The 22,614-nt window shown below is 63.5% G+C and carries 23 protein-coding genes; 10 read left to right on the top strand and 13 right to left on the bottom strand.

Annotated features, from left to right (window positions below):
• Window positions 1–2: 2 nt before the first annotated feature.
• Both miaA and JDV76_RS06700 read right to left on the bottom strand, forming a co-directional pair.
• Window positions 3–911, bottom strand: a complete 909-nt coding sequence (miaA, locus tag JDV76_RS06695; RefSeq protein ID WP_198736080.1) for a tRNA (adenosine(37)-N6)-dimethylallyltransferase MiaA — start codon at window positions 909–911, stop codon at window positions 3–5.
• The gene (locus JDV76_RS06700; RefSeq protein ID WP_248140810.1) at window positions 908–1,549 is read right to left on the bottom strand and encodes a hypothetical protein; all 642 of its coding nucleotides are present in this window, start codon (window positions 1,547–1,549) and stop codon (window positions 908–910) included. The genes miaA and JDV76_RS06700 overlap by 4 nt, the downstream gene beginning before the upstream one ends.
• Window positions 1,550–1,710: 161 nt before the next feature.
• Between JDV76_RS06700 and JDV76_RS06705 the strand changes: the two genes are divergently transcribed.
• Window positions 1,711–3,033, top strand: a complete 1,323-nt coding sequence (locus JDV76_RS06705; protein WP_198736081.1) for a DUF349 domain-containing protein — start codon at window positions 1,711–1,713, stop codon at window positions 3,031–3,033.
• A 45-nt stretch (window positions 3,034–3,078) separates the two neighbouring features.
• The gene (locus JDV76_RS06710) at window positions 3,079–4,224 is read left to right on the top strand and encodes a GNAT family N-acetyltransferase (RefSeq protein ID WP_198736082.1); all 1,146 of its coding nucleotides are present in this window, start codon (window positions 3,079–3,081) and stop codon (window positions 4,222–4,224) included.
• Window positions 4,225–4,230: 6 nt separating this feature from the next.
• Here the strand turns inward: JDV76_RS06710 and JDV76_RS06715 are convergent, their stop codons facing one another.
• Together JDV76_RS06715 and miaB are read right to left on the bottom strand one after the other, a co-directional pair.
• Window positions 4,231–5,010, bottom strand: a complete 780-nt coding sequence (locus JDV76_RS06715) for an Rv2732c family membrane protein (protein ID WP_198736083.1) — start codon at window positions 5,008–5,010, stop codon at window positions 4,231–4,233.
• 85 nt (window positions 5,011–5,095) lie between these two features.
• Entirely contained in the window at window positions 5,096–6,646 is a 1,551-nt protein-coding gene (gene miaB, locus JDV76_RS06720; RefSeq protein ID WP_198736084.1) for a tRNA (N6-isopentenyl adenosine(37)-C2)-methylthiotransferase MiaB, read from the bottom strand.
• 243 nt (window positions 6,647–6,889) lie between these two features.
• Between miaB and gluA the strand changes: the two genes are divergently transcribed.
• The 4 genes from gluA to JDV76_RS06740 all read left to right on the top strand — a co-directional run bounded on the left by gluA (window position 6,890) and on the right by JDV76_RS06740 (window position 10,304).
• The gene (gluA, locus tag JDV76_RS06725; RefSeq protein WP_198736445.1) at window positions 6,890–7,618 is read left to right on the top strand and encodes a glutamate ABC transporter ATP-binding protein GluA; all 729 of its coding nucleotides are present in this window, start codon (window positions 6,890–6,892) and stop codon (window positions 7,616–7,618) included.
• 100 nt (window positions 7,619–7,718) lie between these two features.
• Entirely contained in the window at window positions 7,719–8,606 is an 888-nt protein-coding gene (locus tag JDV76_RS06730; protein ID WP_198736085.1) for a glutamate ABC transporter substrate-binding protein, read from the top strand.
• A gap of 69 nt (window positions 8,607–8,675) precedes the next feature.
• Window positions 8,676–9,359, top strand: a complete 684-nt coding sequence (locus JDV76_RS06735; protein ID WP_198736086.1) for an amino acid ABC transporter permease — start codon at window positions 8,676–8,678, stop codon at window positions 9,357–9,359.
• A complete protein-coding gene (locus tag JDV76_RS06740; protein WP_198736087.1) occupies window positions 9,360–10,304 on the top strand; it encodes an amino acid ABC transporter permease in 945 nt (314 codons plus the stop codon). It abuts the gene before it with no gap.
• Window positions 10,305–10,382: 78 nt separating this feature from the next.
• Here JDV76_RS06740 and JDV76_RS06745 read toward each other — a convergent pair whose 3' ends face one another.
• The 3 genes from JDV76_RS06745 to JDV76_RS06755 all read right to left on the bottom strand — a co-directional run bounded on the left by JDV76_RS06745 (window position 10,383) and on the right by JDV76_RS06755 (window position 12,729).
• Window positions 10,383–11,003, bottom strand: coding sequence for a regulatory protein RecX (locus JDV76_RS06745; protein WP_198736088.1), 621 nt, complete (start codon window positions 11,001–11,003; stop codon window positions 10,383–10,385).
• A 54-nt stretch (window positions 11,004–11,057) separates the two neighbouring features.
• A complete protein-coding gene (gene recA / locus JDV76_RS06750) occupies window positions 11,058–12,173 on the bottom strand; it encodes a recombinase RecA (RefSeq protein WP_198736089.1) in 1,116 nt (371 codons plus the stop codon).
• Between the two features lie 349 nt (window positions 12,174–12,522).
• Window positions 12,523–12,729: a DUF3046 domain-containing protein gene (locus tag JDV76_RS06755; protein WP_198736090.1), complete on the bottom strand. Its 207-nt coding sequence runs from the start codon at window positions 12,727–12,729 to the stop codon at window positions 12,523–12,525.
• 103 nt (window positions 12,730–12,832) lie between these two features.
• Between JDV76_RS06755 and JDV76_RS06760 the strand changes: the two genes are divergently transcribed.
• The 3 genes from JDV76_RS06760 to JDV76_RS06770 all read left to right on the top strand — a co-directional run bounded on the left by JDV76_RS06760 (window position 12,833) and on the right by JDV76_RS06770 (window position 14,953).
• Entirely contained in the window at window positions 12,833–13,447 is a 615-nt protein-coding gene (locus JDV76_RS06760; RefSeq protein ID WP_376992952.1) for a biotin transporter BioY, read from the top strand.
• A gap of 187 nt (window positions 13,448–13,634) precedes the next feature.
• A complete protein-coding gene (locus tag JDV76_RS06765) occupies window positions 13,635–14,327 on the top strand; it encodes an energy-coupling factor ABC transporter ATP-binding protein (protein WP_198736091.1) in 693 nt (230 codons plus the stop codon).
• Window positions 14,328–14,341: 14 nt separating this feature from the next.
• The gene (locus tag JDV76_RS06770; protein ID WP_198736447.1) at window positions 14,342–14,953 is read left to right on the top strand and encodes an energy-coupling factor transporter transmembrane component T family protein; all 612 of its coding nucleotides are present in this window, start codon (window positions 14,342–14,344) and stop codon (window positions 14,951–14,953) included.
• A gap of 143 nt (window positions 14,954–15,096) precedes the next feature.
• On the opposite strand, the gene JDV76_RS06775 is transcribed toward JDV76_RS06770, so the two are convergent.
• The 4 genes from JDV76_RS06775 to pgsA form a co-directional block, all read right to left on the bottom strand.
• Complete coding sequence (locus tag JDV76_RS06775) at window positions 15,097–15,939, bottom strand: PspA/IM30 family protein (RefSeq protein WP_198736092.1); 843 nt, start codon at window positions 15,937–15,939, stop codon at window positions 15,097–15,099.
• Window positions 15,940–16,095: 156 nt separating this feature from the next.
• Window positions 16,096–16,422, bottom strand: a complete 327-nt coding sequence (locus JDV76_RS06780) for a helix-turn-helix domain-containing protein (RefSeq protein ID WP_198736093.1) — start codon at window positions 16,420–16,422, stop codon at window positions 16,096–16,098.
• Between the two features lie 81 nt (window positions 16,423–16,503).
• Entirely contained in the window at window positions 16,504–17,028 is a 525-nt protein-coding gene (locus JDV76_RS06785) for a CinA family protein (RefSeq protein ID WP_248140808.1), read from the bottom strand.
• Window positions 17,029–17,035: 7 nt separating this feature from the next.
• Window positions 17,036–17,602: a CDP-diacylglycerol--glycerol-3-phosphate 3-phosphatidyltransferase gene (pgsA, locus tag JDV76_RS06790; RefSeq protein ID WP_198736094.1), complete on the bottom strand. Its 567-nt coding sequence runs from the start codon at window positions 17,600–17,602 to the stop codon at window positions 17,036–17,038.
• Between the two features lie 105 nt (window positions 17,603–17,707).
• Here pgsA and JDV76_RS06795 point away from each other — a divergent pair, with 105 nt between their 5' ends.
• Window positions 17,708–18,001, top strand: a complete 294-nt coding sequence (locus JDV76_RS06795) for a YciI family protein (protein WP_198736095.1) — start codon at window positions 17,708–17,710, stop codon at window positions 17,999–18,001.
• A gap of 101 nt (window positions 18,002–18,102) precedes the next feature.
• On the opposite strand, the gene JDV76_RS06800 is transcribed toward JDV76_RS06795, so the two are convergent.
• On the bottom strand, window positions 18,103–19,158 hold the full coding sequence (locus tag JDV76_RS06800; RefSeq protein ID WP_198736096.1) for a TerC family protein: 1,056 nt from the start codon (window positions 19,156–19,158) through the stop codon (window positions 18,103–18,105).
• Between the two features lie 239 nt (window positions 19,159–19,397).
• The gene (locus tag JDV76_RS06805; protein ID WP_198736097.1) at window positions 19,398–22,583 is read right to left on the bottom strand and encodes a DNA translocase FtsK; all 3,186 of its coding nucleotides are present in this window, start codon (window positions 22,581–22,583) and stop codon (window positions 19,398–19,400) included.
• Window positions 22,584–22,614 lie beyond the last annotated feature (31 nt).

A 22,614-nucleotide genomic window follows, 5' to 3' on the forward strand; every position in this document is an offset into this window, starting at 1 on the left:
GGTCACGAGTCTAGCGATTCCAGTGCCTGCGCCAGGCTGTCCGCCGTCGCATCCAGCCAGACGGTTCTCGGGTCACGCCGGAACCAGCTCCGCTGCCGCCGCACATATCGCCTGGTCCCGGTGATGGTCCGCTCCACCATTTCTTCGGCCGTGAGTTCACCCCGATGGTGGGCGAATACCTGTGCGTATCCGATCGCGCGCCCGGCCGTGGACTCCGCGACGAGCCCCGATTCCCGCAGTCGTTCTACCTCATCGACGAGGCCCTCGTCGAACATCCGGCGGGTCCTGAGCTCGATCCGTGGATTCAACCAGCCGGGGTCTGCCTCCAGCCCGAGGATGCGGGTCCCCCATCGGGCCGGAGCATCGATCGGCGGCTGCGAGGCAGCGAAGGGGCATCCGGTGAGCTCGATGACTTCGAGCGCCCGGACCGTCCTGCGCGGATCATTGACCTCTATCACCGCGGCCGCCGCGGGATCGAGCTCGGCAAGTTCCGCGTGGAGTGCAGTGACGCCAATCTCGTCGAGCCGCTCCCGGTATTTCTTGCGGACCTCCGGGTCCGTGGGCGGGAAGTTCCAGTCGTCGACGAGAGCCTGGACGTAGAGCATCGATCCACCGACGAGAACAGGGGTCTTTCCCCGCCCCAGGATCTCCTCGACGTCAGCGACCGCCTCTCTCTGGTAGCGGGCCACGCTGGCGTTCTCGGTGACGTCGAGAACATCGATCTGGTAATGCGGAACGCCCTCTCTCTCCGCGACCGATAGCTTGGCTGTACCGATGTCCATCCCTCGATAGAGCTGCATCGAATCGACATTGACCACCTCGCCGTCGAGCGCGTGCGCGAGGGCTATCCCGAGCGCTGACTTTCCCGATGCAGTGGGTCCCACAACGGCGACCGGCGTCTGGACCTTCATGCGTCGATCCCCCATTCCGCGATATAGCGGCCGACGCCAGTCGTCGTATCCGCCGCGACGAGATCCGCCCGGTCCGGGCGCACCTCGGCTAGTTCCAACCAGAGGTCGGGTTCGATAATCCCACCTTCGCGCAGACCATCGGTGGTCATCGGCTCCGGAGGTTCGCCGGCCAGCAGGGCCCTACACCAGGCGTCGACCGATTCCGCGCCGGCAATCAACGCCAACGGCGCTCTCTCGGTCAGCCCCGCGGACCCATCAACCGCAACCACCGTGAGAACTCCGGGGTCGGGGTGGCCGAGTTTCCCACGGACGTCGACAACCCGCTTCCGATTATCCGCCCCCAGCAGGAAACGCTGGACCAGCTCCGGGAGATGATCCCCCGCCCCCACGTCCACAGACGCATCCCCCCACGCCGCGAACGATCCCCAATGGCAGGTCCACCAGCGGGGATCCCTCGATCCGACGAGATGCACGGGAATATCCCGGTACCGGCCGAGAACCCGCCCGGCCGCGGCCCGCAGCCAGGAGCCCGCGGGATCAGCGTCGCCGGACAGGACGAGCGCCGGACTGGCCGGTACCACGACCACGGGACCGGGCCTGACACGGGATTCGGCGTCGGGTGCTTTTATTTCAATCACGGGACCAGAGTAAACCAACGGTTTCCGCTGTCCTCTTCCGCCAGTATCTTCACGCTGCCATCCCGGGGGCTGTATTCTCGGTGAGAGAGTCCTTTTTCAGGTACTCCCCATCTTTCACGGCTGCCGTGTCGCGCGGCGATGATTCCCTAAGGACGTTGACCATGAGCACGAACTCCACTCCCAAGCCCGGCCCCCGACCAGGTCCCCGGCCCGGCGCCATGCCTGCCGTCCGTCCGAAAGCTCCGGCCACACCACTGGTCTCCCGGAGTGATCCGAGCAAGTGGGGCAGGGTCGATGATAGTGGCAACGTGTACGTAACCACCAGCAACGGCGAACGCCTCGTCGGCTCCTGGCAGGCCGGTACCCCGGAGGAGGGCCTCGCCCACTACGGAGTCCGGTTCGATGATCTCGCGACCGAGGTCGAGCTGCTCGAGGCCCGTTTGAAGGCGCACCCAGACGAGGCCCAAAGCATCCGAGACACCGCACTCCAACTCCGTGAGACACTGCCGACCGCGGCTGTAGTCGGGGACCTCGACGGTCTCGACCGCAGGCTGGCTGAAATCATCAATGAATCGGAGGAAGCCGGGGAACGCGCTAAGGCCGAGAAAGAGGAACGCCGAGCGAAGGCGATCGCGCGCAAGGAGGAGCTCGCCGCTGAAGCTGAGGAGATCGGCGATAGTTCCACCGAGTGGAAGGCCGCCGGAGACCGCCTCCGGGACATCCTCTCCGAATGGAAATCCATCCGTGGCATCGACCGGAAGACCGATGACGCACTCTGGAAGCGGTACTCGCGTGCCCGCGATGCTTTCAACCGGCGCCGAGGCTCCCACTTTGCGGAGCTCGACCGCGGTCGTGCCGCAGCCCGGAGGGCGAAGGAGGCCCTCGTCGAACGCGCTGAGGCTCTCAAGGACTCCACCGACTGGAATGAGACTGCCCGGGCGTTCCGGGATTTGATGACCGAGTGGAAGGCCGCCGGGCGCGCACCCCGCGAGGTCGATGACAAGCTCTGGGCCGCGTTCAAAGCCGCTCAGGACCACTTTTTCGAGGCTCGAAACGCCCTCAACGAAGAACGTGAGCGCGAGTTCGAGGAGAACGCCGCACGGAAGGAGGCACTGCTCGCGGAGTACGGACCGCAGATCCGCCCGGACGAGGATCTCGGGAGCGCCCGAACGAAGTTGCGCGAGCTCCAGGAGAAATGGGAGGAGATCGGGTTCGTCCCCCGTGCGCGTATCCGCGAGTTCGAGGACAGGATCGGAGCCATCGAACGCAGTGTGTCAGAAGCCGCAGACGATCAGTGGCGTCGTACCGATCCCGCTGCCCAGGCCCGCGCCGCACAGTTCGAGGAGAAGGTCAGGGACTTCACCACACAGGCGGAGGCCGCGGAAGCCCAAGGCAACACAAAGAAGGCAGAGAAACTCCGCGCCCAGGCAGCACAGTGGTCCGAGTGGGCAGAAGCCGCCAGAGCAGCCATCGAGGAACGCTAGCCGTCAGAACGCGGGGCGCATGGTGGGACGATAGACTGTCCTCCCATGCGCCCCGTCCAATTCACCACGCCCCCACTCGGGACTTCTCCGGACACCGCCGCGGAATCGGTCCGGAACTGGACACTGATGCTCGGTGTCCACGGGCAACAGGTCACCGGCACTGCGGACGCGTCCGTATCGGTCGATTCGCTGCTGAACACGTTGTCCGGTGGCCCGGATGTCCGGGTGATCGGCCTCGCCATCGCGGACGATGGCGACCCCGGGACAGCGCGTGCCATCGCGACCACCGACATCTCCGACCTCGGGTACCCGCTGATTCCCGCCACCGGTGATGACCGCGCGCCAGTGCTCTACGCGTGGGCGGCGATCTCGGTTCCCCTCCGGGAGAACCTGTCCGTATGCGGGCTGGAGATTACCCTCGACGTCCCGTTTCTTCCGCTGCCCGGTGAGCCACTGGGTGACGAGGGCAAAGCGGCGGTCGACGCGATCATCACCGAGGTCGGAAAGATGAGCGGTCTTCTCGGGAGGAGTGTGCTCCAGGTACGGCAGTTGACGGAACCGGATCCCGCCGCCGGGGATCCCCTCGATTCCCTTTACCGCACTCGTGGATTCGTCCCCGCACTAGTCGAGGAGCAGGCAGCGGTTCCGGTGCCGGCTCGACTGCCCCGGTGCGACCTGCCAACCGGGTACTCGTCCCGGATTCTCGTCGGCATGAATCCGGTGGCCACGGAACCGTGTGTCACGGATGGGCTGTGCAGGTTGCTCGAGGTGTTCTCCGAGGATATACCGCTGGGGAACCTGGTCTCTGAGCCACAGCGGTGGGACAGGGCACGGTTGGAGCGGGCCGACGCCGACACCCGCTGCACGGGGCGAGCGGTCGTCTGGGCGGTGGTCTGCGACGGATCCGGGATGCCCGTCGCGGCGTCCGCCTTCTCCCAGGACCTCGCGGACTCACCCGATGTTGCCGCACAGATGATGACGGTGGTCCACCGCGACCACCGCGGCCGGGGACTCGCCCAAGCCGTGAAGAACACCCTGCTCGGGGCCGCACACGACAGGGGTGTCCGCCGCATCCACACATCCACAGCCACCGGTGCAACGGCGATCCGTGCACTCAACGCGAAATACGGCGCGGAACTGCGGGCACGGAACGTCTACTGGCAGAAACCGCTCGACTTCTCCGGGATCTAGGGGGAATCAGACGGTCCCCTCGACGGGCCCCTCTGGGCGATCCCGGCCCTCACGGCGTGCCCGGTCGCGGTTGGCCCGGCGCCGCTTCGCGGCACGCGAGCGCCGGTCGTCCACGTAGACATCGTGGCTGTCCCGCTCTAGCTGCGCAGCGAGCAGCTCTTCCTGCACCTTGTGCACCGCACTCTCCTGCGGGGTGTGTCGTCTCGCCTCCGCGAGCGCATTCTGGAAGCTCGACCGTCGGAGCACGATACGGGTGAGGCTCAGTGCCACCATGGTGACGCTGACGGCCCCGAGGATCAGGCCATACGATGGTCCGACACCGGGTTCCGTCGGGGGGCGGGACTGGCGCATCCAGATCGCGAACAGCGAATAGAACATGCACGCCCCTGAGAAGAACCACGACAGGTAGGCGATCAGCGATGACCGGGTGACGATCGTCGCGCCGGTGAGCAGGAGGATCCCGGTGACGCCGGTCCAGGCGTAGATGCGTTCCGGCCAGGTGGTGACGAAAGCCTTCGCGGTGTCGGAGAAGAACAACACGTCCAGTCCGAGCACCTGACCGGAATGCGGCAGGAAGAGCGACAAGAGGAATCCGAGCATCCCGATCCCGAGGAACACCTGCTGCGGGCCGAGATAAAGAGTCTGCGCCGCCCGCTTCTCGGCGTTCGGTAGATCGTCCATGTAGGGGGCGAGTTTCTCGGCCCTCAGACGTCGACGTTTCTCGACCGCAGATTCTTCCGGTTCTCCGGCAACGGAGTGTTCCCGGGAGGGGTTGTTGTCACTCACGGCGTCGGGGTGCTCCTTCATTTGGTGATTGGATTCATGCGGTGGACACATCCAACTATGCCACCTGTGGTCCGGACCGCGACTCTCAGCACCCGCAACCTGAGGCGGACGCTGTTGTGATCCGTTCAGCGGGAGGTCCGAACGCGGGTAGTCCCAGGCCGACACCCGTCGGCCTTGTGGTGGGAGTCTTCCCGGCCTCGGACATGTCCCCGGCGGTGGTCCGACGGTGCGTGAGCACCCCGTGGTCCGCGATCAGGTAATGCGGTGCTGAGGACGTCACCGTCGCGGTGACGATGTCGCCAGGCCGAATCTCCCGGTCGACGGCGGTTGGTTTCTGCGGGGCCGCCACCGGGTTGAGGTGGACGAGGCGGCCATCCCGTGCGCGTCCGGAGATCCGGTGGGTCCGATCGTTCTTTCGCCCGCCGTCGGCCTGGATGAGCAGTTCCACCTCGGTGCCGATGAGGGCGGCATTTTCCTCGGCACAAATGCGTTCCTGCAGCTCCATGAGCCGTTCGAAGCGCTCCTGGACAACCTGTTTGGGAATCTGGTCCTCGTATTCGGCTGCCGGGGTTCCGGGGCGGGGACTGTACTGGAAGGTGAATGCGGAGCTGAATCGGCTGGCCTCCACCACGTCCAGCGTCGCCTGGAAATCCTCCTCGGTCTCCCCCGGGAAACCCACGATAATGTCCGTCGTGATCGCGGCGTGCGGGATCTTGGACCGGACCTCATCGAGGATCCCGAGGAACTTCTTCGACCGGTAGCTGCGCCGCATGGCCTTCAGTACCCGGTCGGAACCCGACTGGAGCGGCATGTGCAGCTGGGGACAGATGTTGGGGGTCTCGGCCATCGCGTCGATGACGTCGGAGGTGAACTCAGCAGGGTGCGGGGAGGTGAAGCGCACACGCTCCAGCCCCTTGATGCCGCCGCAAGCCCGCAGCAGTTTCGAGAACGCCGAGCGGTCACGTTCGAGCTCCGGATCGGCGAAGTGCACGCCGTAGGCGTTGACGTTCTGTCCGAGGAGTGTCACCTCGACAACGCCCTGGTCAACTAGTGCCTGTACCTCGGCGAGGATGTCCCCGGGACGCCGATCGGCCTCTTTGCCGCGGAGTGAGGGGACGATGCAGAACGTGCAGGTGTTGTTGCATCCGACGGAGACACTGACCCATCCGGCGTAGGCGGATTCCCGTTTCGCCGGGAGCACAGACGGGAACTGCTCCAGCGAGTCGACGATCTCGACCGCGGCCTCCCGGTTGTGGGCCGCCCGGTTTAACAGAGCGGGGAGAGACCCGATGTTGTGGGTACCGAAGACGACGTCGACCCAGGGGGCCTTCTCGACCACGACCTGCTTGTCCTTCTGAGCCAGGCACCCGCCGACGGCAATTTGCATGTCCGGCTTCGTGCGCTTCACGGCACGCAGCGCGCCGAGGCTGCCGTACAGCCGTTGATCGGCGTTCTCCCTGACGGCACACGTATTGAACACGACAAGATCCGGATCGACACCGGTTCGGGCGCGTTCGTAGCCGGCTTCCTCGAGGAGTCCCGCGAGCCGTTCGGAATCATGGACGTTCATCTGGCAGCCGAAGGTACGGACCTCGTAGGTACGGATGGGCTGGGATGTCAGATTCTGCTGCAACACAATGGCTAATCATAACCCCTAGTACCCCCATCAACCGACCCGCAGCACTCCCCGTATTCAACCGCGAGTGATCGTGCCTGCGAACGCCTGAAACAGGGCTGAACAGTGGGGAATGAGAATACCCCCGATCCACCAAAAGCGCTGCGAAACCCCGTCCGCCGAGGAGACTTCCACCCCCCCGGAGAGGATTTGTGTCCTGCATTACATTAGGCTTCCGCTATGGCGAACAACACTACCGACACCATGATCCGCATGCGGAACGTGGAAAAGTATTTCGACAACTTCCATGCTCTGAAGGACATCAACCTCGACATCCCCAGAGGGCAAGTTGTCGTCGTACTGGGCCCCTCCGGTTCCGGGAAATCCACCCTGTGCCGCACGATCAACCGTCTGGAGACAATCGACTCCGGTGAAATCTACATCGACGGCGAACTCCTACCCGAGGAGGGGAAGGATCTCGCCCGTCTGCGTGCGGATGTTGGCATGTGTTTCCAGTCCTTCAACCTGTTTCCCCACCTGACCATCAAACGCAATGTGACACTTGCGCCGATGAAGGTCCGCGGGATGAAGCGGGAGGAGGCGGACGCCGAGGCGATGCGCCTGCTCGAGAGAGTCGGAATCGCCGAACAGGCGGACAAGTACCCGGCGCAACTGTCGGGCGGCCAGCAACAGCGTGTCGCCATCGCACGCGCACTCGCCATGAACCCGAAGGTCATGCTGTTCGATGAACCGACATCGGCTCTCGATCCGGAGATGGTCAATGAGGTCCTTGACGTCATGACCGACCTCGCCAGCGGCGGCATGACCATGGTCGTCGTGACCCACGAGATGGGTTTCGCACGCAAAGCCGCCGACCGGGTGCTTTTCATGGACGCCGGAAGAATCGTCGAGGACACCGATCCCGCGACCTTCTTCGACCGCCCCGAATCCGATCGGGCTAAGGACTTCCTCGGGAAGATCCTCGGACACTGAGGCCCCCAGGGGCCTTCTCCCACCCACATTCTTCCCACGGCGTCACCGACAGCCCTGGGCCGGAGCGAGAATCCCGCTCCACCGACAATTAAGGACACTCATGAACAAGCTCATCAGAAACACCCTCGCTATCACCGCTGCCGGTGCCATGGCCCTCTCCCTCGCGGCATGCGGCGGCGACAACGACGCCGACAGCGCCGGTCTGCTCGGAGCCATCGAGTCGGGCAACGTCAACATCGGGACCAAGTTCGATCAGCCGGGACTCGGCCTGCGCACCCCTGACGGCAGCTTCACCGGGCTCGACGTCGACGTCGCGACCTATGTCGTGAACCACATCGCCGAAGAGAACAGCTGGGACACCCCGGAGATCACCTGGAAGGAGACCCCTTCCGCACAGCGTGAAACCATGATCAAGAACGGCGAGGTCGATATGATCGCTGCCACCTACTCGATCAACGCCTCCCGCGCGGAGGCCGTGAACTTCGCCGGCCCGTACCTCATCACGCACCAGGCGCTCTTGGTGCGCAAGGACGACGACAAGATCTCATCCCTCGAAGACCTCGATCGCGGCGGAAAGCTCTGCTCCGTGTCCGGTTCCACCCCCGCACAGAAGGTCAAGGACGCGCTGCCTGGAGTCCAGCTGCAGGAATACGACACTTACGCATCCTGTGTTGAGGCTCTGAGCCAGGGCAAGGTTGACGCGGTCAGCACCGACGCGACGATCCTCTACGGCTACGCCTCCCAGTACGACGGCCAGTTCCGGGTCATCGAGATGGTCAAGCCCGACGGCGAAGCCTTCACCGACGAGTATTACGGCATCGGGATGATCAAGGATGACGCGGACGCGACGGACGCTGTCAATAAGGCGCTGACCGAGATGTACTCCTCCGGAGAGTTCACGAAGCTTCTGAAGAAGAACCTCGGTGACGATGCCTCCGTGGTCGAAGAGGGAACCCCCGGCGACCTCTCCTTCCTGACCGCCAAGTAGAACGAACACCGGAGGTGGTCGGCTCACCCCGACTGCTTCTCCGACACCGATAAGGAGTCTGCACCGCTTATGAACGCCATGTGGAGCGACCTCGCGCCGGCACTCTGGCCTGCGTTTTGGGTTACCATTCAACTGACGGTCCTGTCGGCCATCGGCAGTTTTCTCCTTGGTACGGTGCTCACCGCGATGCGGGTCTCCCCGGTCTCGATCATGCGGCGATTGTCCGTTCTCTACATCAACACGGTACGGAACACGCCACTAACGCTGATCGTCCTGTTCTGTTCGATCGGGTTATACGGGAATCTCGGGTTGACGCTCGCCCCGGACAACTCCCATTTCATCGAGTCGAACAATTTCCGGCTCGCGGTCCTGGGATTCGTCCTGTACACCTCCGCCTTCGTGGCGGAGTCCCTGCGCTCCGGCATCAACACCGTGCACTTCGGGCAGTCCGAGGCTGCGCGGTCACTGGGACTGACGTTCCCGCAGATCTTCGCGTCGGTGATCTTCCCGCAAGCCCTGCGGGCGGCAATCGTCCCACTGGGCAACACGTTGATCGCCCTGACCAAGAACACGACGATCGCTTCAGTCATCGGTGTCGCTGAGGCCTCGCTCCTGATGAAGGCGACCATCGAGAACCATGCAGCGCAAGGATTCCTGGTCTTCGGGATCTTCGCCCTCGGATTCCTCATTCTCACGCTGCCCATGGGTCTCCTGGTCAGCCACTACTCGACGACATTGGCGGTGAAGAACTAGATGAGCAGCAGCGTACGCGCAACAGTTCTCTATGACGCTCCTGGTCCGAAGGGACGACTCACCAACCGGATCCTGACGGTCATCACGCTCCTCGGGGCGCTGGCGATCGGAGTCTGGATACTCCAGGTTCTCCACGACAACGGTCAGCTCGAATCGGGGAAGTGGACCCCCTTCCTGAAGTCCACCACGTGGACGACCTATCTCCTCCCGGGTTTGTGGGGCACACTCAAGTCGGCGTTCTGCTCGATCATCCTTGCACTCGTGCTCGGTACGCTCCTCGGGTTGGGTCGTCTCTCCCCTAACCGGCTGGTGTCCATTTTCTGTGGCATCATCGTCGAGTTCTTCCGGGCGATTCCGGTCCTGATCCTCATGATCTTCGCCTACCAGATGTTCGCGCTCTACAACCTGGTTCCGTCATCACAGCTCGCGTTCTCCGCGGTGGTGTTCGGACTGACCATGTACAACGGCTCGGTGATCGCAGAGATCCTCCGTTCCGGTATCCGGTCTCTACCGAAGGGTCAGATGGAGGCCGCCAGGGCGCTCGGCCTGTCACACCGTAAGGCGACCTGGTCAATCCTTCTCCCCCAGTCGGTGGCGGCAATGCTGCCTGCCCTGATCTCACAGATGGTCATCGCCCTCAAGGACGCGGCTCTCGGCTACCAGATCGGTTACATCGAGATCGTCCGCTCCGGTCTGCAGTCGGCATCCGCATACCGTAACTACTTCCCCGCACTCATCATGGTGGCGGTCATCATGATTGTGATCAACTACGCGCTGACACGACTGGCTGAACGGATCGAACGCCAGCTGCGGGCAGGACGCGCACGCAAACTCATCGTCGCGAAGGTTCCGGAGCACCCCGACCAGGGCGTCGAGACCAAGGACCGCGCCGTCGTCGACTGGCACGAGCCATCTCACCGCGACCTGCGTCCGCAAGGGGAATGATCCCACCGCGACGGTGACACTGACGAGGGGTCACGACGCTACCCCGTGGTGCCGACATCCGGGTCACCCGCGTCCGGGTCAGGAGAGTTCCGAGATCCGTTCTTCGAGAGCTTCCCGCGCCAATTCCATGGACATCCCTTGGGGGAAGCCCCGGCGCCCCAGGACGCCGAGTATGCGCCTCAAAGCACGATCCCGGTCCGCGCGTTCCCGCGGCGCACACGCCACCGTGGTCTGTGCTTTCTTCCGGGCCAAGTGAAGGGCCATCGCCCGCTCGTCCGCCTCCGCGATTTGGTCGAGCGCGCGGATCCGCAGCTCGGGTGCGACACCTTTGTCCCGGAGTTCCCTGTCCAGGACGTCCCGTGACTTCCCCCGGCGCCGGTGACGCTGACGAACCCACTCGTACGCGAAGGTCTCATCGTCGATGAGACCGACCCGTTCCAGATCGTCGAGGACATCAGCGACGACTCCGGCCGGAAACTCGAGGTCTCCGAGTCTCCGGTCAAGTTCCTGCCGCGACCGTGATCGGTGGTCCAGGAGACGAAGAGCCCGGTGCCGGACCGCAGTCCTGTCTTTCTCCGCCTCGATGTCAATGAAGACGGGATCCTTGGATTCAACGGCGTGGACCGCATCCCGGAGGCGGTCCACGGTCAGCTGTCGGGCTCTCCACTCACCGTCAGCGGTATCTTCCTCCCTCATCATGCTCCTGTGATCCTCTTCCGTCTGCTGTGCGGTACGACAGGTTCAGCCGCGCCTCTACTTACCGGCGGTGTCATCGTCGATGTCGTCGAAATCGACATTCGGGATGACATCCACCGGATCATCACTCAGTGCGTCATCATCGGTGTGTCCGGCGACACCCAGCTTGGCGAAGATCTTGTGCTCGATCTCGTCGGAGATATCCGGGTTGTCCTTGAGGTAGAGCCGGACCTTCTCTTTACCCTGTCCGAGTTGATCGCCGTTGTAGGTGAACCACGATCCGGATTTCTTGACGATTCCATTCTCGACGCCGAGATCGATGATCGAGGACTCCCGTGAGATACCCTCACCGTAGATGATGTCGAACTCGGCGAGCTTAAACGGTGGGGCCACCTTGTTCTTCGCGACCTTCAACCGGGTCCGGTTACCGATCGCATCCTGCCCGTCTTTGAGGGTCTGGATACGCCGCACATCACAGCGGACCGAGGCATAGAACTTCAGCGCCTTACCGCCTGTGGTGGTTTCGGGGGAACCGAACATCACACCGATCTTCTCACGCAGCTGATTGATGAAGATCGCCGTGGTACCGGAGTTGTGCAGGGCCCCGGTCATCTTCCGCAGAGCCTGACTCATCAGCCGGGCCTGAAGCCCCACGTGGGAGTCACCCATCTCACCCTCGATCTCGGCTTTCGGGGTCAAGGCCGCCACGGAGTCGATGACGATGATGTCGATGGCCCCGGAGCGGACCAGCATGTCCGTGATCTCCAGTGCCTGTTCGCCGGTATCCGGCTGACTCACCAGAAGATTGTCGGTGTCGACCCCAAGCTTGCGGGCGTAATCCGGGTCGAGGGCGTGCTCGGCGTCGATGAACGCCGCGATCCCGCCCTCCTTCTGCGCCTGTGCGACCGCATGAAGTGCCACGGTGGTCTTACCGGAGGACTCGGGACCGTAGATCTCGACGATTCGGCCCCGCGGAAATCCACCGACGCCGAGAGCGATGTCGATGGCGGTGTTTCCCGAGGAGATCGCTTTCACCGGTGGCCGGTTATCGTCTCCGAGCCGCATCACCGCGCCCTTACCGAAGTCCTTCTCGATCCGTGACATAGCCACATCAAGGGCCTTGCGACGCTCATCTCCGGTAGACGCTGCGTTGGTCTTCTTCTTCGTTGCCATTGCGGTGGGAACCTCGTGCTCTGTTTTCGGTGGTACTGGAATGTTCGGGTGAGCGGAAAGCTCAGGGCTCCGCCGACGGGCGGAACGGTTGTTCCCAGCCTGGATCACCGCGGCAGGGAAGCTACCCTACGTGGGACCCGCGGCAGGGGCGAAAAGGATCCCGCAAGTTCCGTCTCACCCCCGTGGGAGTGGTCTGACGGACTTATGGGTGACCGCGTTCGTCGATACCCAGGGGAGTCAGGTCGTATGGTATCCGGGGTCCCTGACACGGCTCGAGCGTACACGCACACGTGTTCGATTTCAACGCGACACGGAGGTGCGGGAAAATGGCGTTTCCCCTCCCCAGAGGTCATTCGTCGGGCCCGAGAGACCGATCCTCCGGAATTTCGAAATCACGACAGATCTCCCACCAGACATCCCGAGGATCGACGCCGCCCTCGATGAGTTCGAGCGCTGTCCGACCGCGGCGCGACAGAACGTGGGACCTCATGATCCACATACCGTGCGAATGGCCGAATTCCGCGTCAATGAGTCGATCGAACTGATGCAGGCGCATGACGGCAATCCTACAGTCGCGTCGCGCCATCGCCGCCGCGGGACGCACCCCCTCAGACATGAACGCTGTTCAAGTGCTGCACATCCGGGTACTGTCTGCACATGTGAATGCCAAAAGTATATTTAACGTCCGTGACCTCGCCTACTCCGCGGTCTTCGCCGCCCTCATCATTGTCCTCGGGTATATCTCGATCCCGGTGGGAGGCGCAGGAGTACCGATCGTCCTCCAGAACGCCGCATGCATCATGGCCGGCCTCATCCTCGGTCCCCGCAGAGGCTTCCTCGCCCTCGTGATCGTGTTTCTGCTCGGCATCGTGGGTCTACCCGTCCTCTCCCAGGGCAAGAGTGTCCTCACCGCCCTGAGTGGCCCCACCGTCGGATACCTGCTGGGATACCTCCTCGCGCCGCTCATCGCCGGCGTGCTGAGCGCCCGGGCACCGCGCCACCGCCGCGGCATGGCGATCAACTTCACCCTCGCGTTCCTCGCGGCGATGCTGGTCCAGTATTTCTTCGGTATCCTCGGCCTCATGTGGCGTCTCGACATGACGCTGGTCGAGGCTCTCAAGGTCCAGATCCCGTTCATTCCGGGTGCGATCATTAAGACCATCGTCGGTGTGATCATCGCGGTGGGCGTCCACGCTGCACTCCCGGATCTCCGCAGGTTCAGTTCCGGTACGGAATCCGGGGTGCGACCCGCGGCGAACCCGAAACCGGAGTAGCCATCGCGGACGCCACCCCCTACCCCGGGTGCCCCCGGTACCGCAGCCCCGGTACCGACCACCGGCACCGGGCCTCCGTAACTTCCCGGTCGCGCCGTGTGGACAGAAGCGCACACGGGTTCTCACGACGGGATCCTGATCCATTTTCCCCCGGGGCTGCGGGGCGCGCGCGAAAGGTCGACGACGAATGCCCCGGATAGTCTTCAACGAGGTCTCGGCTGTCTTCGACGGCAGGACCGTCCTCGAGCCCGTCTCTCTAGAACTCACAGAATCACGGATCGGGGTTATCGGAGCCAACGGAGGCGGAAAATCCACACTGATACGAATGATCAACGGTCTGGGTGAACCGACGACAGGAACGGTCACCGTCGACGGTGTCGATTCCACGACTCACGGCCGCGATATCCGGCGCAAGGTCGGTTTCGTGTTCTCCGATGCGGAGAACCAGATCATCATGCCAACGGTACGGGAGGACGTGGCGTTCTCCCTCCGTCGGATGAAGCTCAGTCGGCGGGACCGTGATGCCCGCGTCCACGCGATGCTCGACAGGTTCCGGATCGGCCATCTGGCGGATTCCTCGCCGCATGTGCTCTCCGGTGGCGAGAAGCAGCTGCTCGCGCTCGCAGCGGTCCTCATCATCGCACCCGATGTGATCATCGCTGACGAGCCTACGACCCTGCTCGATCTCCGGAACCGCCTCCGGATCAGACGCGAGTTCGACCGCCTGGAACAGCAGGTGATCGTGGTCACCCATGATCTCGATTTCCTCACGGGATTTGACCGCGTGATCTGTGTCCACGAGCACCGGATCATCGCGGATGGGACACCCGACGAGGTCGTCCCCCTCTACCGCGATCTCATGACCGGGGATGGGCACTGATGGCACGGGCGATCATGTCATCGATCCCGATGGGGGTGTACGTCCCCGGTAATACCCCGGTTCACAGAATGAATCCCACATGGAAATTCCTACTGCTCATCGCTTACATCATCACTTCAACGGCGTTGATCCATTCGCTCCGGGGAGCCGTTGGCTGTCTGCTCGCGGTCATACTGTTGATTACCCTAGCTCGGATACCTGTTCGAATCGCCTGGGGACAGATATGGCCGGCTCTCCCGTTGCTCGGCTTCTTCGCCGCGTTTCAGTGGTGGCAGCAGGGCTTCGAACCGGCAGCGGTCGTCTTTCTCCTGATCAGTTCCTCCATCATGGCGGCGACGCTGCTGACGCTGACGACCAGGGTATCCGCGATGATGGAAGCTCTTGAGGACAGTCTCCGGCCCCTGGAGCGGTTCGGGTTTCCCGCCGCGAAGATCAGTCTGGCGATGTCCCTCACCATCAGGCTGATTCCGCTCCAGCTGGCCACCGTCCGCGAGGTGCTGGATGCGCGGAAGGCCCGGGGAGCAACGATGTCGGTGGCGGCATTCGGCACCCCGGTTATTATCCGGTCCATCCGGCGTGCGCAGCGTATCTCCGATGCACTTCTCGCCCGGGGTGTCGACGACTAGACCTCTCGCCCGGGGTGTCGACGACTAGACCGTGGCGGTCCCCACCCGGCGGCCGAAACATGGGCCATCTGAATGGCCGAAGGACGGCTCTGCCGTGAGGCCAGTGCCATCCTCTTGCGAATCCTTGTCCGGGGATACGGAACCTACCTGTTCTCCTCGCGCAGCTGGCGCATCTTCTCTTCCACCGCGGAATCAGCGATATTCGGGGTGTTCGACTGCGGCTCCCACTCCAGTGCCTTGTCAGGGCTGCCGCTCTCGAGTTTCTCGGCAGCCATCTGGGCGCGGATCTGCTCAAGGCGACTGTGTCCAGCAAGGTGGACACCGGCCTGCTCGACCTCAGCCATGCGGTTCTCAACTGAGTTCTCAGCCAGTTCCGCCTGGCCCAGTGCATTCGCGTAGCGGCGCTCGATTTTCTCCCGGACCTGGTCCAGATTCGGGGTACTGCCTGAAGCGGTCATCGAGTTCATCGACCGCAGGGACTCGGAGACCTTCTCCTGCATCTTCGCCTGCTCGAGTTGACTGAGCAGCTTGGTGCGCTCACCGACCTTCTGCTGCAGCATCATGGCATTCCGTTCGACGGCCTTCTTTGCCTGAGCCGCCTGCTGCAGGGCCTGGTCGTGGAGCTGCTTCGTGTCCTCAACGGACTGCTCCGCAGTGACGAGCTGAGCGGAGAACGCCTCGGCGGCGTTGGTGTATTCGGTGGCCTTAGCGGTGTCACCTTCAGCTGCAGCCTTATCCGCCAGCTCCAGTGCCTGACGCGTGTTCGCCTGAAGCTTCTCGATCTCGGCGAGCCGCCGGTTCAACTGCATCTCGAGCTGACGCTGGTTGCCGATAACCGTCGCGGCCTGCTGGGACAGCGCCTGGTGCTGCCGCTGAGCGTCTTCAATGGCCTGCTGGATCTGGATCTTGGGGTCGGCGTTCTCCTCGATTTTCGAGTCGAAGAGCGCGATAACGTATTTCCATGCTTTGACGAAGGGGTTAGCCATTGTGAGAGTCGAGCCTTCCGTTCATTAAGGTTCCGCCCACGGTAGCTACGACAGTGGGCTCATGATGAGGTCTGAGGCACGGAGTGTACCGGGCAGCCGCGGATCTATCCGGGCCGAGAACGGCCCCGTCCTGCTACCAATCTAGCCGCTATGACACTACACCGCAGCAAGGTCCGCCTCGGCGGTGTGAACCGCCATCGAACCGGCTGCCTCGATGAGAACATCAGAGACCGTCGCGCCGAGCGCGTGACAGACGGCTGCGAGCAGCTCGGAGGATACTTCCTTCCTGCCGCGTTCCAGCTCCGACAGGTACCCTGGGGAAACCCGCGACGCCTCGGCGAGTTCACGCAAAGTTATCCCCCGGTCGGCCCGGAATGCCCGCAGCGCAGAACCAAGCGCTTCACGGAGCAGAGGCTCACGGGGTTCATCAGCACGTGCCGGTGCGCGAACCGGCTGGTCGAGAAGAGCAGTGTAAGTAGCCATCACTACTATCAACGTCGCAGGTACCGGATTTGTTCCCTGATCCGGGGAGATCCACCCGGCTGGGTCGCTGTGCTGGTGTTTTCAGGATCCGGTGCTTCCCGAGTCGTAGGCCACCACCGCACGAAACAGCTGCCGAAACGCCTCCGAAACAGCCTCCGTGCGAATGGCGTCCCGGCCCCCGGGGAGAAGGCCGCCACCGGCCAGGATCGCCCGGGCCCTACCCCCCGGTGGCGCCAGTCCGATCCAGACCTCGCCGACGGGATGACCGTCCTGCGAATCCGGGCCCGCGACCCCGGTGAGCCCAACACCCCAACTGGATTCACAGAAGTCCCGGGCACCCACGGCCATGGCTGCCGCGCACTCCCCGGAGATGACACCATAACGCGCGACGAGGTCCCGCGGCACCCCCGCGAGCCGGATTTTCAGATCAGTCGCATAGGTCACGAGACCACCGCGGAGAACAGCGGACGCGCCGGGGACCTGGGCCAGGGACGCAGACGCCAGGCCTGCGGTTAGGGATTCGCAGAAAGCGACAGTCTGCCCCCGCTCCCTGAGCTCACCAACCAGATCAGCGGCCAGCGGGGCGAGACGAGCCTGCCGTGTCACCGCGTTCTCACCGGCGCTGCGAAACCATCAGGTACTGGACGCCGGTGGCAACGGTGACCACGACGGCCAGGAGCATCACTAAAACGACAACGGGGTGCAGGAAGTCCGGCAACGGGACCAGGTACAGGGCGACGGCGACTGACTGCAGAACAGTCTTCAGCTTCCCGCCCCGTGAAGCGGGAACAACCCGACCGGCACGCAGCTGGCCCATGCGCCACAGGGTGATGCCGAGTTCGCGGGACACGATCACGACGGTGACCCACCACCACAACGCCCCGGTGAGGTTGAGACAGACCAATGCCGCGATCATCAGGGCCTTGTCTGCGATGGGGTCGGCGATCTTCCCGAAGTTCGTCACCAGCCCACGGGCGCGGGCGATGTCTCCGTCGAGTTTGTCGGTGATCATCAGCGCGATGAACAGCGCAAAGGAGGACCACATCCACCCTGCGTGTTCGCTGCCGCTTCGAAGTACCAACCAGGCGAACAACGGAATGGCGATGATCCGCAGCGAGGTGAGGACGTTGGGCAGGTTGAGGTTCGACGGCTGCTTCGCCGTCCCGCTGGATTTCTTCATGGCACCACTCACAGTTCTCTACACTACTCATATCGGTGGCCCGCGCCCCCGCGGACCATAGTCACTACAAACTCCCGCGGACCACAGTCACTACAATCGGTGTACATGATCACTTTTGCCGTTGAGTACTCGTATTCCGCTGATTCCGATCTGATCACCGAGGTCCGGCCACGACACCGGGAGTTTCTCGCAATGCTCAAGAAGAAGGGGCAGCTGATCGGATCCGGTCCCTACACCGACGGTGACGGCGGAGCACTCATCGTGATCCGCCTGCCCGAGCCCGCCTCACTCGACGACGCGCGGAAGCTGATGGACCAGGATCCGTTCCATACGGAAGGCGCACTCACCGCGCGGGTTTTCCACACGTGGAACCCGGTACTCAACGTCTTCAGCGACTGACTCTGTCCGGAACCGGCGGCGCCGGAGGGAAGTCGTCATACCTCCTAGAAGCCGATGCCCGGTGTGGATGACGGCTTTCGCACGTCGGGGACCATCCGGCGTCAGTTGGCGGAAGCATCGTCGTGGATGTGCTTCGCTCTGTTCCATTTGGGGGCCACAGCGCCCTGTGCCTCATCACGCTTGGTCTTGATCACCGAGGCAATCGTGGTGAGGACGAGGGTGACGACGATGAACACCAGGGAGAACACCGTCGAGACTTCCGGGACGTGCATCGACTCGCCGCCGTTGAGGAACGGCACGCTGTTCTCGTGCATGGCGTGGAGAGTAAGTTTGACGCCGATGAATCCGAGGATCGCCCCCAGCCCGTAGGGCAGGAACACAAGACGGTCGAGAAGTCCGTCAAGCAGGAAATACATCTGACGGAGACCCATGAGCGCGAAGGCGTTCGCAGTGAACACGATGTAGGGCTCCTGCGTCAGGCCGAAGATAGCTGGGATCGAGTCGAAGGCGAACATCAGGTCGATGAAACCGATGCTGACGAGGCAGATCATGAGCGGTGTGACCATTTTTCGACCGTTGACGCGGGTGAACAACCGGTCCCGGTCGAAGTTACTGGACACAGGGACAGCCTTCCGGACCGTTCTGACGACGAGCATGTCATCCACCTCAGTCTCTTCCACACCCCGGATCTCATCAACGATCAACTTGACCGCGGTGTAGAGGAGAAAAACACCGAAGATATAGAATACCCAGCTGGCCGCGTTGATTGCTGCCGCGCCGAGTCCGATGAAGATCCCCCTGAAAAGCAACGCCAGGGCGATCCCGATGAGCAGCACCTTCTGCTGGTACGCCCGGGGAACTTTGAATGAACCGATGATCAACGCGAAGATGAACAGGTTGTCCACGCTCAATGAGAGCTCGGTGATGTAGCCGGCGAGGAACTCGATGCCGTGCTGGTGGTTCCCTTCTGGACCTCCCCAGGTGAACCAGAGGAATCCACCGAAGGCGCAGGCCAGGAGGACGTAAAAGACCATCCACCCGGCGGCCTCCTTCATGGAGGGTTCGTGGGGGCTGCGGACATGACTGACGAAGTCGAAAACGATGAATCCGAGCAAGACGGCAACGGTGATAACCCAGGTTAGGGCGTTTACTTCCACTTGGAAAAGACCTCCGGTCTCAGGGTACGACGTGAAAACCGGAGGTCTCCCCCGCTACGCGGGACGCGTAGCCGACGCAGCCGGGGAACCGTTCCGCTGGGCCGGCGTCGCGGTGCGGGACGGCCACCGTGTTGACGACCGGCGCCGATGGGTGGGGTACTCCCCTCCATGAACGAGACCACTCTACAGCGGCTTCGCCCGCCGGTGCCACAACCGGGCTCCCAGGACACTGATGCGGTTCAGAATACCCCGCCCGCGGGGTTCGTCGTCACCGCCGCGGTACCATCGCCGGCGTCATCGTCGGCGTGAGCATCGCCGCCGTGATCACCGCCGAAGTCGTCTTCCCTGGGGGCCTCAGCGGGATCGGCTCCCTTGATCATCCAGACGATCGTGTCCAATTCCTCGGGTTTGACGAGTACCTCACGGGCCTTGGATCCTTCAGAGGGACCGACGACACCTCTGGTCTCCATGAGGTCCATGAGGCGACCTGCCTTGGCGAATCCGATCCGGAGTTTCCGCTGAAGCATCGAGGTGGATCCGAACTGGCTGGTCACCACCAGTTCAACAGCCTGGAGCAGATCGTCGAGATCATCTCCAATGTCGTCGTCGATGTTCTTCTTGGCTTCACCGGCCTTGTCCTCCGTGACTCCCTCGGTGTAGTCCGGTTCCGCCTGTGCCTTTACCGCATCGACGACGGCCTGGACCTCTTCATCGGTGACAAAGGCACCCTGGATCCGCTGCGGTTTCCCGGCACCCTGGGGAATGAACAGTGCGTCACCCATCCCGATCAGTTTCTCGGCGCCCGCCTGGTCGAGGATGACCCTGGAGTCGGTGAGCGACGAGGTGGCGAATGCAAGCCGGGACGGGACGTTCGTCTTGATCAGGCCGGTGACCACGTCGACGGACGGACGCTGGGTGGCTAGCACCAGGTGAATGCCCGCTGCACGGGCCTTCTGGGTGATCCGCACGATGGAATCCTCGATCTCCTTCGGAGCGGTCATCATAAGGTCGGCGAGCTCGTCGACAACACACACGATGTATGGGTACGGGAGGTATTCCCGCTGGGACCCTTGCGGCGCGGTGACCTCCCCGACGAGGACCTTGCGGTTGAAGTCCTTAATGTGCCGGACGCGTGCGGACTTCATGTCCATGTAGCGCTGTTCCATCTCCTCGACGAGCCACTGCAGCGCCGACGCAGCCTTCTTCGGCTGCGTGATGATCGGTGTGATCAGGTGCGGGATGCCCTCGTAGGGGGTGAGCTCGACCATCTTGGGATCAACCAGGATCAGCCGCACCTGCTCGGGTGTCGCACGGGTCAGCAGGGAGACGAGCAGTGAGTTCACGAAGGCGGACTTACCCGAACCAGTCGCACCTGCGACGAGGAGGTGAGGCATCTTCTGCATTGAGTGCGACACGAACTCGCCCTCAATGTCCTTGCCGAGGCCGATGAGCATCGGGTCGTGGTTATCGACGGTCGCGGGTGCGTTCAGCACATCACCCAGCCGGACCATCTCCCGGTCGGTGTTCGGGACCTCGATACCGACGAGTGACTTGCCCGGGATGGGTGCCAGGATCCGGACGTTATCGGTGGCGACGGCGTACGCGAGGTTCGACTGCAGGTTGGTGATCTTCGAGACCTTCACGCCAGGGCCGAGTTGGACCTCGTACCGGGTGACCGTCGGGCCGCGGGAGAACCCAACGACCGAGGCGTCGACGTTGAACTCGCTGAATACCTCGGTGATTGCCTCGATCATCCGGTCGTTGGCCTCGGACCGGGTCTTCGGCCGGTTTCCGGGGATAAGCATGTCGGCGCTCGGGATGACGTACTCGTCGGATCCTGCAACCACCGACGCCTGTTCCGGTCCTGCCTCTCGCAGACGAGCGGTGTCCCGTTCGCTGGCGGGAATGGCTGCGGGCACCGCTGCGGCATCGACTCCCGATCGGGCGACGATAGCATCACGAACCGCCTTCCTTGAGGCGGACACCGCATCATCGATCCCCTGGGAGGCCACCGTCGCCGCCCCCACAGCAGCGCCGGCCCCCGCGGCGCCCGTAGCCGCCTGGGACGCGGCCCCCGCAGCCGCACGCACCGCGGCTGCACCGGTACCGACGGCATCCGGCAGCCGCCGTTTCGCCGCGGACTGGGGGGTATCGGGAACCACGGGCAGTTCATTGGTGTCGGAGGCGGACGGGGGCTGCTTGCGTACGGTACGTGCAGGCCTCTGCACGGGTGGCACCGAGAACAGGGTGTGTTCTTCGTCCTCGTCATCATCAGACAGCGGGTACGCATCCATCGGACTGGCCGGTCGACGGCGCGGCATCGTCGAGCGAGTGGGGCGATAGGTCTCCTCATATTCCGCGAAATCAGCGTCGCAGTCGGCACCGTCGTCACTGTCGCGACCGTCGGCGTCCGCCCGTCCGTTCGCCGGGTCAGAGACCCCACCGAAGCCGAAGAAGGCGGCGAGCCCCCCGAGGAAAGAGGGACGTCCACTCTCTAGTTTCTTGCTGTCACTCCGCTCGAGCAGCCCGCCGAGATAGGTGCTGAACTCCCGGACCGTTATACCGGTCACCTTCAGCGCCCCGTAGACGATGACAAGGAAGAGCAGCGGCACCGCGATATAGGGGGTGAATCCCCGGGCCGCGACGTCGCCAACCAAGGCTCCGACCGTTCCGCCGGCATCACGCCGTCCGGGGATGTCGGAGGGCAGCCCCGCGAAAATGTGGATCAGTCCCAGCATGGACACAACGATGAGGACGACCCCCACCACGATTCGCTGCGTGGGTGCCGGTGATTCGTTCTTCTGAGCACCCTGGCCGATCATGAGGGAGACGGCACCCACGATAAGGACGATGGGCAGGATGAGCGCCCCAGCCCCGATGAGCCACCGCACGCCACCGTCGATCGCGTGGCCGACGGGACCCGCGACATCGAGCCACACGGCACCCCCGAGAACGACGGCGAGGGCGATGAGAGCCAGTCCAAGTCCGTCGTGAGGGGAGCTTTGCGGCTTATTGGGATCAGGCTCCGAAGGGTCATTCACCTCGGTTCCGGCTTCGCGGCGCTGCGCGTCACGACCGCCCCGCCGTCTACCGCCGCCGGTTTCCGCGCTCACTGTCCGCCTCTTCCGGTCATCTGAGTACGTGATTTCCTCAGTCCTCTCATCCCCGAGTTCGTCTGCTACCACGTCATCCCGCGCACTCATCGACCGGGTGGCGTCTCCGATCCCCCTGGCCGCCGCACCGAACACTCCCCGGATACCTCCACCGACGGCCCGGAAGGCACTTCCGGTCCGTTCGTCGGAGGTCACTGCCGCGCGCTGCGCCGGACGCGTCTGAACAGCGCGGGGTGCGCTCCGCTGGCTGCGCGAGGTACCGGGGCGCTTGCTGTCTCGTCGTGTGGTTCCGGGGCGGCTCTTGGCTGGCATGACTGAAAGAATAGACGCATCCGACACTCCA

The sequence above is a fragment of the Corynebacterium marambiense genome (genome assembly GCF_016342275.1).
Taxonomy (GTDB): domain Bacteria; phylum Actinomycetota; class Actinomycetes; order Mycobacteriales; family Mycobacteriaceae; genus Corynebacterium; species Corynebacterium marambiense.